The organism is Ruegeria sp. HKCCA0235A, assembly GCF_013033235.1.
Lineage (GTDB): Bacteria > Pseudomonadota > Alphaproteobacteria > Rhodobacterales > Rhodobacteraceae > Ruegeria.
The window spans coordinates 1-11,778 of the sequence record NZ_WQDQ01000013.1; the positions used below are offsets into that span (position 1 = coordinate 1).

Annotated in this window: 12 protein-coding genes and 1 tRNA gene; 6 read left to right on the forward strand and 7 right to left on the reverse strand. The window is 54.3% G+C overall.

Going from position 1 to position 11,778, the window contains the following annotated elements:
- Positions 1–123: 123 nt before the first annotated feature.
- Genes GOW56_RS18730 through GOW56_RS18740 form a run of 3 tightly spaced genes read right to left on the reverse strand, consistent with a single transcriptional unit; the run spans position 124 to position 2,090 of the window.
- Positions 124–474 carry an antibiotic biosynthesis monooxygenase gene (locus tag GOW56_RS18730; protein ID WP_171206850.1) on the reverse strand — a complete coding sequence of 117 codons (351 nt, stop codon included), beginning with the start codon at positions 472–474 and terminating at the stop codon, positions 124–126.
- Between the two features lie 12 nt (positions 475–486).
- Entirely contained in the window at positions 487–1,257 is a 771-nt protein-coding gene (locus GOW56_RS18735) for a nuclear transport factor 2 family protein (RefSeq protein WP_171206851.1), read from the reverse strand.
- A 38-nt stretch (positions 1,258–1,295) separates the two neighbouring features.
- Entirely contained in the window at positions 1,296–2,090 is a 795-nt protein-coding gene (locus GOW56_RS18740; RefSeq protein ID WP_171119609.1) for a VOC family protein, read from the reverse strand.
- 104 nt (positions 2,091–2,194) lie between these two features.
- Between GOW56_RS18740 and GOW56_RS18745 the strand changes: the two genes are divergently transcribed.
- On the forward strand, positions 2,195–3,076 hold the full coding sequence (locus GOW56_RS18745) for a LysR family transcriptional regulator (RefSeq protein ID WP_171119608.1): 882 nt from the start codon (positions 2,195–2,197) through the stop codon (positions 3,074–3,076).
- A gap of 304 nt (positions 3,077–3,380) precedes the next feature.
- On the opposite strand, the gene GOW56_RS18750 is transcribed toward GOW56_RS18745, so the two are convergent.
- Positions 3,381–4,538, reverse strand: coding sequence for an AraC family transcriptional regulator (locus GOW56_RS18750; protein WP_171119607.1), 1,158 nt, complete (start codon positions 4,536–4,538; stop codon positions 3,381–3,383).
- A 50-nt stretch (positions 4,539–4,588) separates the two neighbouring features.
- Here GOW56_RS18750 and GOW56_RS18755 point away from each other — a divergent pair, with 50 nt between their 5' ends.
- Both GOW56_RS18755 and GOW56_RS18760 read left to right on the forward strand, forming a co-directional pair.
- Positions 4,589–5,923: a DUF1254 domain-containing protein gene (locus tag GOW56_RS18755; protein WP_171206852.1), complete on the forward strand. Its 1,335-nt coding sequence runs from the start codon at positions 4,589–4,591 to the stop codon at positions 5,921–5,923.
- Between the two features lie 32 nt (positions 5,924–5,955).
- Positions 5,956–7,449: a DUF1254 domain-containing protein gene (locus tag GOW56_RS18760; RefSeq protein WP_174829437.1), complete on the forward strand. Its 1,494-nt coding sequence runs from the start codon at positions 5,956–5,958 to the stop codon at positions 7,447–7,449.
- A gap of 460 nt (positions 7,450–7,909) precedes the next feature.
- Here the strand turns inward: GOW56_RS18760 and GOW56_RS18765 are convergent.
- Positions 7,910–7,996, reverse strand: a tRNA-Leu gene (locus tag GOW56_RS18765).
- Positions 7,997–8,137: 141 nt separating this feature from the next.
- Here GOW56_RS18765 and GOW56_RS18770 point away from each other — a divergent pair.
- Together GOW56_RS18770 and lipB are read left to right on the forward strand one after the other, a co-directional pair.
- Positions 8,138–8,797 (forward strand): DsbA family oxidoreductase, encoded by a 660-nt coding sequence (locus tag GOW56_RS18770; protein ID WP_171170660.1) that lies wholly within the window; start codon positions 8,138–8,140, stop codon positions 8,795–8,797.
- A gap of 39 nt (positions 8,798–8,836) precedes the next feature.
- Positions 8,837–9,493, forward strand: a complete 657-nt coding sequence (lipB, locus tag GOW56_RS18775; RefSeq protein ID WP_152457642.1) for a lipoyl(octanoyl) transferase LipB — start codon at positions 8,837–8,839, stop codon at positions 9,491–9,493.
- Between the two features lie 315 nt (positions 9,494–9,808).
- On the opposite strand, the gene GOW56_RS18780 is transcribed toward lipB, so the two are convergent.
- The gene (locus GOW56_RS18780; RefSeq protein WP_171206853.1) at positions 9,809–10,750 is read right to left on the reverse strand and encodes a cation diffusion facilitator family transporter; all 942 of its coding nucleotides are present in this window, start codon (positions 10,748–10,750) and stop codon (positions 9,809–9,811) included.
- 83 nt (positions 10,751–10,833) lie between these two features.
- On the opposite strand from GOW56_RS18780, the gene GOW56_RS18785 reads away from it, so the two are divergent.
- The gene (locus GOW56_RS18785; protein ID WP_171170657.1) at positions 10,834–11,256 is read left to right on the forward strand and encodes a helix-turn-helix domain-containing protein; all 423 of its coding nucleotides are present in this window, start codon (positions 10,834–10,836) and stop codon (positions 11,254–11,256) included.
- Here the strand turns inward: GOW56_RS18785 and GOW56_RS18790 are convergent, their stop codons facing one another.
- Positions 11,257–11,676 carry an HIT family protein gene (locus GOW56_RS18790; RefSeq protein ID WP_171170655.1) on the reverse strand — a complete coding sequence of 140 codons (420 nt, stop codon included), beginning with the start codon at positions 11,674–11,676 and terminating at the stop codon, positions 11,257–11,259. It lies immediately after the preceding gene.
- Positions 11,677–11,778: the final 102 nt, after the last annotated feature.

An 11,778-nucleotide genomic window follows, 5' to 3' on the forward strand; every position in this document is an offset into this window, starting at 1 on the left:
CTTCGGTCGCTTGTTTGCCATTCTCAGTCCTCCGTTTCCTAAACATAACGGTGGACCCGTTCAGTTGGGGAGGCTCAGTGTACAGCACCCGTAATTCCTATGGATGCTGTGGAGGTTTATACGCTATCGCGCCAATTCATAGCGTTTCATCGACATTGAGGTTGCGTCGATCATACTCATGAACTTCTCGGCTGCTTGGGCGGAAGCAAAACTGTCCATCGACGCTTGCGCGGCCTCCGCGCTTTCCCAGTTCACCACGACAGCCCATTTGCCGTCCGCGAAGGCCGCTTGGCGTGAGATGAAGCCGGGCTGCTGGCTGACATGCTCTTCTTCGATGGCCTTATCGATCGGTTCGAATTCTTGTGCCGTGACATCTTCTGCGAGGTTCATAGTCACGATCTCAATTACACCAGCATCTTGCGCCATGGCTATACTTCCCAGCATCATCGTTAGAGTGATCAAGAACGTTTTCATGTTGCCGTCCGATCAGAACTTGCCGTTGTCATGGGCCATCTCGGATGGGATGTCTGCGATCACATCCCAGTGCTCGACGATCTTGCCGTCCTCAACGCGGAACAGGTCATAGAACGCGGTCGGTACGCCGCCCAATGTGCCCTCGGATGCGGTGAAGACAAAATTACCCTCGGCCACAACCATGTGCACATCGGAATAGATCATCTGGATGCCCTGATCCGCCATCGCCATCAAAGCGGCGCCCAGACCGTCCAGACCATCAGCGATCTGGCTGTTGTGCTGAATGTAGGTTTCGGCGGACAGGAAGTCGGTGATCCGATCAGTTTCACCACCTTTCAGGATGGTTTCAACGAAATCCGCGACCAGCGCTTTGTTCTCTGCTGTCCTGTCCAGATCAGTGATGTCGGTCGGGCCATCTGTTTGCGTGTGACCGGAAGGGTTTGGCGGGGCGAGCGGAGTCAGATTGTCCCAATGCTCTGCAACCTTTCCATCTTCCACGCGGAAGACGTCGAAGCCAACCAACGTATCTGCGCCAAAAGCCTGCGCATTGTTGTAGGTCGTGTGCAAAACAACCATGTCCCCTTCGGCGATCACGCGGTGAATGTTCACTTCGACCCCACTGTCCTTCAAGCCTGGAATGAAGCCAAGTATGGGGGCTGCACCTGTCGGCACGGCGGGGTTGTGCTGGATGTAGTCCGGCGCCAGCAGTTGCTGCGCTGCGGATGGGTCGAAATTGATAAAAATGGCTTCAACAGCCTCCCGTACGAGTTCTTTGGGGGTCATTGATTTTCTCCTTGTTTTGAAGCGGTGGTGATAGGAATTCACGCGGCGCGGGCTTGCGTCGCGGTGATTTTGAATTCAGTTCCCCACGGGTCGATCAGGCGACCAGGGTTTAGGCTTTCAGGTCCCGCCAGAAGTTCGACACTCGCGAGGCCTGTGCTCCATTCTGTGCGCTTCTTTGCCCCTTTGGATTGCCATTCGTTGACAGCAAGGTGATGGTGGTAACCGCCTGAACCGAACCAACGCGCCGAGGGCAGTTGGAACGTCTGCACCATTCCAATGGCCTGAGTAACAAATCGCGCGGCCTCATCCACGTCTCCAACACGCAGATGGACATGTCCGATGACAGTGCCGCTAGGCGCGCCGTGCCACGGCGTGGCATTTTGCTTCAGCGAATTCAGTTCAAGCGGTTGCGTTGTCATTTGCACTTGCTCGCCGCTGCGCTTCCAGGTCTCGCGCGGCAGGTCCCGGTAGATTTCGATGCCATTCCCCTCCGGATCACTCAAATAGAGAGCTTCGCTAACGCCGTGATGTGATGCGCCATCAAGTTGGAGTCCGCGTTCCTCTACATGGATCAACCAAGCGGCGAGGTCCTGCTGGGTTGGCAGCAAGAAGGCAGTGTGAAACAGCCCGGCTTCGCGCGGGAAAGGCCTGGCTTTGCGGTCCTGGCGGAGCTCGATTAGTGTCCCGTTACCGGTCCCCAGACAGGCGGTTTCGCCGTTGCGTTCGATCAGGCCAAGGCCAATCACGTCTTCATAAAACGCGGCCATGCCATCAAGGTCGCGCACTGTCAGGGCAACCTGACCAATCGAGATCGGGGCATGTGAACTTGCCATGTTCTTGTCTCCTGCGTTTGAGCTTGAGAAGAACTTAGATGTGGCTTTTGCTCGCTGAAATGGCGATAATTGAGAGTATGTATCGTCATTCTGGAGATAAATGATTGGACCGGATTGATGGAATGCGAAGCTTCGTGGCTGTCGTGGAAACCGGTTCCTTCGCTGCTGCTGGGCAACGCTTGGGGATTTCGAACAAATTGGTGAGCAAGCGTGTCGCCGGGCTCGAAAACCTGCTTGGCATGACGCTCCTTCACCGGACCACGCGCTCAATGTCTCTGTCTCACGAAGGAGAAAAATACCTGGAAGGGGCGCGACGTGTGCTTGCCGAGCTTGAACAGCTGGAAGCCGAATTCGATACTTCAGGTGGTTTGAAAGGTGTTATTCGCGTTGCGGCACCCCTCACCTATGGCGACACCGCGGTGGCGGTAGCCGCAACTCGTTTTGTTGAAAAACACCCGAGTGTCACGGTCGAGCTGGACCTGTCAGATCACTATGCTGATCTGGCCAAGGGTGGCTTTGACATTGCAATCAGGATTGGGAACCTTGATGACTCAAGCCTGATTGTCCGCAAGCTGGGCGAGACGCACATGAAGGTCGTGGCTGCACCGGCCTATCTTGCAGAGCATGGCACGCCTTCACATCCCGCTGAGCTTTCCGAACACATCTGTATCAGGGATGCGAACAACCCCGAACCGAACCGCTGGCCGTTTCAAGTCGAAGGCCAAACCATACAAGTGCCCGTATCCGGGCCGTTTCTCGCCAATAGCCCTCCTGCCTGTCTCGTGCCAACACGCGCAGGGCGGGGTATCTTTATCTGCCCCGATGTATTCCTCGGGGATGACCTGGAAACAGGGCGGTTGGTCGAGCTGTTCTCTGGAATCCACTCCCGCACGCTCCCGATCCAAGGTGTCCATTTGCCATCAGCTTTTCGCAAACCGCGCGTGAAAGCCTTTGTTGAATTCATGAAGGCCGAAATCAGAGCTTAGGTTCGTCAAAGATTTCGTTCAGAGTTGTTGCACGAGTACCCACTTTTGATAGGCGAACAAAGTGACGCTAAAAAAACTTGGTCGTGCGGTTAAAGGGTGCTTTTGGATTAAACTACAAGAAGGCGCTTGATAACCTGGCGGCGATGATTGCTTAGAAGGTTGAAAAATGGGGCGGTGATGCCGCTATCTCGCTCCTCTTAAGACGTCGGGCAACGATGCTCGAAGTTGCCGTTTCCTTCTTCTTCCATCAGTGACGAGTGGCAGCCCATACAAGACCTTCTAATCGAGAACTCTGTGTCCTATTTTATTTGCGATAAAGAGTGCTTCTGAATTCGGTGGGTGAAATGCCCATTTGCCTTTTAAATGACCGGCTAAAATTATTGGACGTTTCATATCCCAGCGCGGTAGCGATGTCGGATACCGCTTCCGTTGGTAAAGCCAAAAGTTCAGTCGCGCGTTCTATCCGGACTCTATTGATAATATTACGATAACGTCCGCCCTCCGCTTCAAGCCTACGCTGAAGGGTTCGCACTCCTACATCTAGAGAACGCGCAATTGAATCAATCGAAACCGCATCATCATGAAGTTGCTGGCGCGCGAGTTCTGCAACTCGTTCAGAAAGCGTCTCAGGAGGTCCTCCCAGACGCTCCCTAGCTATGTCGTCGACTGTGGTTGGATTTTCGGCGTTGGGTCGACTTGAGCGGCTGGCTTGCAAACAACACCTATCAAACTCGATCCCCAAACGCGGCGCGTCCCAAATAACCGGGCACCTAAACACATCTTCAGCTTCGTTCGCGTTCGTCACTTTGTGGAAATTCAACAGAACGGCACGCGGCGTCCAATTCGCTCCGAGATAAGCTTTAAAAATACTAAGAATGACTCCTATCGCGGAGAAGCCGACATCGGGATAGGCGCGGTGAGATTTAATACCAAAATCGTAGCAAAACCTGGCGGGTGATCCAGGGCTTTCCAACCATGCCCTATCTGTGGACGAGTGAAGCGGCATCACAAAAGAAGCACGATTGAGGGCCGTACCCAAGTTCGGGGCCGAAAGAACATAGCGCCCCCATGCGCCGTACTCTGCGACAGTCAGGTGAGGAGACCAAAAAAGACCGATGTTCTTTAGCCCGGTTGACCAAGCCGCTTCGTGTATGAACGTCGCCAGCGAATGAGCCGAAATATAGCCGGAACGTTCATCCACGAATTTATACGACAGTTCGGCTGCCCTCATCGCGGCGATAAGCCTTCTCTCCCCTGCCACATCCAAGACAAACTGCGGCATTGCTCCAAGTGCTTTCGCCGAAATCATTGGGGGTAAGCTCATGCCAGATTGTCTCGCTTCTACAAGTCCGCTGTCGTGAAATGATACGCATCCCATTTGGCTTTGTGCAATAAATTCACATCCAAGCATACGTGGAGAAAGCAATGTCGAATAACGTTCCCAGAATTGGATGCCTTTCAACTTGGGCCACCGCTGCGATCCTGTTTTTACCCATTAGCGCAAGCGCCGAGATGTCAGACGCACAACGGAACCTGATCGAACGTCGCGCGTGTGAAGCTGCGATTTGGGGCATGCCGGCGGTCGGCGTTTATGACATCGAACTTGCAATCCAGCGCGATGCCGGCGCTGATCGGGGCGTTATCGCCTATATGAGCGAGCCAATGGACAGTCGCCACGGCTTTCTAACGGCCAACGATGTCACGCCCTATGTATTCGGCGGCGGAATCACTGTTGACGAGCCTGTAGTCATTGATGTGCCCCCTGCCGGTGATAAGGCGGCCTTCTTTGGAACCATCGTGAATGCCTGGCAAGTCCCGCTGGCAGACGTCGGAACGACAGGCGAAGATGCGGGGGAAGGTGGCAAATACCTCATCCTTCCGCCTGGTTACGACGGAGACGTACCGTCAGACGGGTACTACGTTCACCAGTCCAACACCTATGGCGTTCATTTTGCTTTCCGTCCAGTTGCAAAAGATGGCGGCACAAGCGCAGACCAGGCCGCATATGCCCAAACGCTCCGAGTCTATGCCTTGTCGGATGCGGACAATCCTCCGGCAACACGGTTCATCGACGTAAAAGAGAACCCCATCAACACGCTGCCTGTATACGACATGACTTTCTTCACTGATCTGAATGCGGTCATTCAGCGCGAGCCTGTTTTGGAGCAAGACAAGGTAATGATGGCGATGCTGGCGTCTCTGGGCATTGTGCGAGGCCATCCTTTTGAACCTGACGAGGAGACACAAGCGGCCATGTTGGATGGTCTCCAATGTGCCTACGATACGATGCAAGAACACTTCATAACGCGCTCTGTCGTGCCTTTGTGGGAAGATCGCCAATGGGGTGTCTGGGCATTCGCCGAAGGCCAACCGGAAGCCGGATTTCCCTATGTTACGACAGATATGGTTTTGATCGACGACCGCGCGGGCGGGTCATATTCTTGGATCACTTACCTGCCCAAAAAGCTCGGTGGAGGCACGTTCTACCTGACAGGTTTAACCGACAGTGATGGCGCCATGCTCAACGGTGAAGATACCTACAAACTGACAGTTCCATCAGACACGCCCGCCGAGGATTTTTGGTCCGTCATTGTATACAGCATGAAAACTAAGGGCTTTGTAAAAGGCAACGAGCGGGTGGGATTGGCGACGCCTGACCTCCCTGACATACAGGTTAACGAAGATGGCTCGGCTGACGTGTATTTCGGCCCAATTGCTCCGGATGGGCTGGAAAGCAATTGGATTCCGACCGGCGAGGACTTTTTCTTGCTTTTTCGTCTCTATGGACCAGCTGAAGGCTGGATAGAAAGCGGTTGGAAACTACCCGATCTGGAAAAAGTGAATTGAATAGTAGACTTATCCCACTAGGAGAAAACGGTATGAAAAGACTGATGTTCGCAGGTGTAGCCGCATTGTCTCTTGCGATCCCGGCCTTAGCACAGGAATACAGTGCAAACGTCCCCGACAGCATCATTGTGCCGGACACAGTGGAAACACGTTTTGGTGCGTTGGAGTATTTCGATGGACTTCCAACGCCAGAAACCGCGAAGTTGTCGTACAACGCGCTTAACTTCGTGCGGGGTATGCAGATTTTCATGGATGGTATGCCCGCCGCATCGACCTATGCGATGTGTCATGGTCTTGAAGAAGGCGCTGGGGTTGATCCGATGAAAATCGGCATCTTTGAAGATTTGTATAACGCGCGTTCGCTACTGCTGACACCCAACACGACAACAATTTATATATTGAACTGTACCGATCTCTCCGAAGGTCCGGTGGTATATGAAGTGCCCGAAGGTATGCTGGGTTTCGTGAACGACGCATACATGCGATACGTCACCGATATCGGTAATGCTGGCCCTGACGAAGGCAAAGGCGGAAAATTTCTGATCGTGCCTCCCGGATTCGAAGGGGATTTGCCGGAAGAGGGCTATTTTATCGTTCAGCCACCAAGCTATCGTAACTGGTTTTTGCTTCGTGCGTTCTACGGGGATGACGGTGTTGAAGCGGCGGTAAAACGGGTCAAAGAAACTTTGCGTGTCTATCGCTGGGAAGACAGAGAGAACCCACCAGAGCAAGAGTTCGTGAATCTAACGGACAAACAGTTCAACACAATCCACGCAAACGATTTCAGCTTTTTCGATGAAATGAAAGCCGTCGTCGATAGCGAAGCCGAAGGTGCGCTGCCGGAAGAGTTGATGGGCGCAATGTTTTCGATAGGGATTCGCAAGGGAGAGCCTTTTGAACCTGATGATGAACTGAAGTCCTTGCTGAGCGAAGCCGTGGCACTTGGCACTGCTGCCGCGAAATCTCTTAACTTTGCCCCACGATCCCGCGCACCTTTCTACTATGACGACGGGTATTGGAAGACCGCGTTTGTCGGGGGCAATCACGAGTTCCAAGCCGGTGACGTCAAAATTCTAGATGCGCGGACTCTGTTCCATTACTACGCGACCGGAATCACGCCTGCGATGGTCGCTCAAAAGGTAGGAGTCGGATCGCAATACGCACTCGCGAATCGCGACAGCGATGGAAACTACTTCGACGGCGGTAAAACTTACTCGGTGACAATTCCCCCAAACCCGCCAGCAAAAGACTATTGGTCATTCGTTGTCTACGACACGCAAACCCGTTCGCTTCTCGAAACGGACCAGAAACTTGCAGGGGTCGATAGCAACCAACCCACTTTGGAAGCAAACGAGGACGGCAGTTTTACGGTTTGGTTTGCGCCAGAAGCGCCAGAAGGCAAAGAGGGCAATTGGATACAGACAATGCCCGGAAAATCCTGGTCCACGGTTCTAAGACTCTACGGTCCTTTGGAGCCTTGGTTTGAAGGAACATGGCGGCCCGGTGAGATCACACTAATCGAGTAGATCCTCGCTATCTTGGAGTAGTTTCAAAACAACGAAAAAGGCGACGTGTACTGACAACGTCGCCTTCCCTCTTGCGACCGTTCTGGATCCTCGTACTCGGTTGAGTGCTTTTTGCTTCCGGATTTCACCAGTTCAAACATCAGTTTAAAGAACACCTTCAACTATGGATTATGAAAGGTTGAAGGCAAATCGCTGCATAGGTGCGGAAGTGAAATATTGGCAACGCCAAATAGGCCGATAACATACGGACCAATCATTAGGTTCTAAACGTCGAATAGAGGAAAATTACTCAAACTTTGCAAAGTCAGCTTTCTGCGCATTTCAGTCACTATGTCAGCAAGCAGCTGCTATCGATTTTTTCCGTCCACTTCTAGCGGGCACAAGAAGGTGGTCCAAGAGGTGGCCTAATTCTTAAAGGATTCAATTATAATATTGTAATAAAACAATTATTTCAATTTTTTGGTGCGGTCGAGAAGACTCGAACTTCCACGGGAGTTACCCCACAGCGACCTCAACGCTGCGCGTCTACCAATTCCGCCACGACCGCACTGCCAATGACTTGGTAAAGCGGCGTATAGACGTTGGTGCGCGCGATGTGAAGAGGCAAAAACGCAGTGGTTTAAATTCCTTCACCACGGGCTTATCTCTGCCACTGGACAACACGCCATTGACCTGACAGGAGCCGCCGATGCCCCCGCCCGAAAACCTCCCGATCGTTCAGATCGATATCGTCTCGGATGTTGTGTGCCCCTGGTGCATTGTCGGGTTTCGACAGCTTGACATGGCGTTGCAGCAACAGGGTGTCCTTGCCCGGCTTTGCTGGCATCCGTTCGAGTTGAACCCGGACATGCCACCCGAAGGCCAGAACCTGCGTGAACATATCATGGCGAAATACGGCTCGACCGCCGAGCAAAGTCAGCAGGCACGGGACAAGCTTACCTCGATCGGGGCCGAGCTCGGCTTTGCCTTTAACTTCGACGATGACAGCAGAATGGTGAACACATTCGCAGCGCATCAGTTGCTGGATTGGGCGGAATCAGTCGGCCGACAGCATCCTTTGAAACTGGCTCTGTTCGACGCCTATTTCACAGCGCAGCGGGATGTCTCCGATATGGATGTTCTGCTGGAAGTTGTTCGATCCATCGGACTGGACGCGGACACGGCGCGACAAGCGCTTGAAAGCGGAGAACACATAGCCCCGGTGCGTGAAAAGCAGCTGTTCTGGACCAGCCGGGGAATTTCAGGCGTGCCATCCATGGTTTTTGGCGGGAAATACCTGCTGACCGGCGCGCAGGGTTCTGAAACCTATGCACAGGTGCTGCAACGTTGCCTGTCCGAGGCCGCCTGACCCCTTTTCTTGACCGATCCAGACGGATATGAGACCGGCATGGAATGGAAAATCACCGATGGTCTGACCAGCTATGACGACGCCGTTGCCTTTATGGAGGCGCGCGTCGCCGCAATCGCAAATGGCGAAGCTGAAGAATGTGTCTGGCTGCTGGAACACCCGCCGCTTTATACGGCCGGCACTTCGGCCAGGATCGAGGATCTGACCGACCCCGATCGGTTTCCGGTTTACGCTAGCAAACGCGGCGGCGAATACACCTATCACGGGCCCGGTCAACGTGTGGCCTATGTCATGCTGGATTTGAACAAACGTGGTCGCGACGTGCGTCAGTTTGTGAAACAGCTGGAGACCTGGGTGATCTCGGCGCTGGCGGAATTCAACGTGCAAGGCGAGATCCGTGATGGGCGCGTGGGGGTTTGGGTTCGGCGTGATGACAAGCCGTTGACAGCGACCGGCAAACCGGCGGAAGACAAGATCGCCGCCATTGGCCTGCGCCTGCGCAAATGGGTCAGTTTTCACGGGATCTCAGTGAATGTCGAACCGGATCTGGAGCATTTTTCCGGCATCGTCCCTTGCGGGATAAGCGAATACGGCGTGACCTCATTGGTCGACCTGGGCTTGCCGGTAACGATGGCAGACCTTGATGCCGCACTGAAAAAGACTTTCGCAGACGTTTTTGGCCCAGTGGCACCCTGAATCCATCTGTCGATCACTGCGCAGCGAATCGCTGCGCGCCACTGTTGCAAACAACAATCCCTGTGACCGGCTGGCTCTGTTTCCCATGCGTAAGGCAATTAACCCTGAATTCGGTGGGTTTATGGAAGTCTTAAAGCATTTTTTAACTCAGCTAGATACAAAGGCTCCGTTAACGAGTAATATGGAAATGCCAATCAAGAGTGAGTGGTATGTTAACCGGTGATCCAGGGCTCGCCCTCGAAATCCGAGAAGTGTTTGGTTACGAGTCTGCCGTTCCGACCCCAAATCGGAACGGCAATTCTCTTTCAGGCACCGCTATTCTTCCTGGTGGCCAAATCGGGACGAACCGACGCAGGCGCGGCCAGCCTGTTCCAGTTCGAGCGTCGCATGCCCTACCCCGAAACGAACTTGCAGCGTGTGCCTGACACTGTCCCGTACCATTTCGGCAGCTGACCACGCGTTCGCATCGATGACCAGATGCGCCGTCAGCGCGGGCTGCCGCTCCTGCATGGCCCACAAATGCACATGATGCACTTCGGCCACCCCATCCGTTTCTTCGATCGCCGCGGCTACCTGCTCTGGCTCCAGGTCGGGCGGAGCGCCCAGCATCAGAACGCGGACCGTCTCGCCTATCTCTTCTTTGACATGCCACATGATGTAGACCGAGATCAGGATCGTCACCGCCGGGTCCACCCATGTCCAGCCGAACAGGATCACTGCGGTGCCCGCTACGATCACGGCGATTGATCCCAAGGCGTCCGCAACATTATGGATGAATGCGGCCCGGATATTCATGCTATCCTTGGCCATGGTATACGTCAGAGCGGCGGTTACGAGATCGACCACCAATGCCAGCGCGGCGACCCAGACCACAAGCCATCCGTTGATCGGCTCGGGTTCAAAAAACCGCATGACGCCTTCGTAGAACAGGTAGACCGACAATACGATCAACGTAGTGTAATTGACCAAGGCCGCAACGACTTCGGCCCGGCCATAGCCAAAGCTCATCCGTGGATCGGCCGGACGCCGTGCGATCTTGCGGGCAAAAAACGCAATGATCAGCGCAACAGCGTCCGAAAAGTTGTGCAGCGCATCGGCAATCAACGCCAGAGAACCCGAAATGATGCCCCCGATGACCTGAGCCAATGTCAGGAACATGTTCACCGCAATCGCCCAGGCGACGCGCGCATCGCCAGCGTCTGGATCAATGTGGTTGTGCTGGTGACCATGCCCGGTGTGGGAATGCTGGTGTGCCATATCGTTTCATGTCCCTTGTTACGGCTTCCCAGAGCATGTAATTCCTCTAGCCACTAGAGGTTCAAGAGGTCAAAACCGGAAAAATGTATTCGATCGGGGACTTATCGCGCCGAACCGGAGTGAAAATTCCGACAATCCGGTTCTATGAAGACAAAGGCCTGTTACCCAAACCAGAGCGAACCGCGGGCAATCAACGCCGGTATGACGCAGCCGCGTTGAAACGGCTGATCTTCATTCGCCATTGCCGTGATCTGGGATTGCCACTGGCCGACGTCGTGGGCCTGCTGTCTCTTGAGGGCACCTCTGGCAGCGACCTTAACCGGGCGCACGAAATTGCCCAAAAACAACTGGCCGATCTGCGGGACCGAATTGCCCGCCTGCAAAACCTCGAAGCGGAACTGACCCGAATTTCAGCGGCCTGCGACGGGCAGCACGATCATGTCTGTGCCGTGCTGCACGCGTTTCAGGATCATGGCGCATGCATGGGGCCCCATGGCGCCGAATGATCAAGCGAGAGCGGCGCTGATCTTTTTCGCGTGTTCACCGATAAGCTCGAAATCCCCCATTTTGCCCGGCGGGCGCATGGAAACCCCTTCGTGGCGCGGCAGGACGTGGAAATGCAGGTGGAAGACTTCCTGCCCGCCTGCCGCCTCGTTGAATTGCTGAATCGTCACCCCGTCCGCGTCGAATGCAGACTTGACCGCCCGGGCCATCTTCTGCACCGTTTTTATAACCGCCGTCAGTTGCTCGGGCGTGGCATCCAGTACGTTGCGGCATGGTGTTTTGGGGATCACCAAAAGATGCCCGTCCACGCGAGGCATGATATCCATGAAAGCCAGCGTTTCATCATCCTCGTACACGCGCATGCACGGGATTTCTTCGCGCAGGATTTTGGCAAAGATATTGTCGGGGTCGTAATCAGCCATCTCAAACCTCTGGATTGCGGGTGTTGGCACAGTTCTGAGACGCGCGCGGGCGACGGTCAAGGCGGAACTCTGCCAACGCCCATGCCGCATCGACAGTCCGGA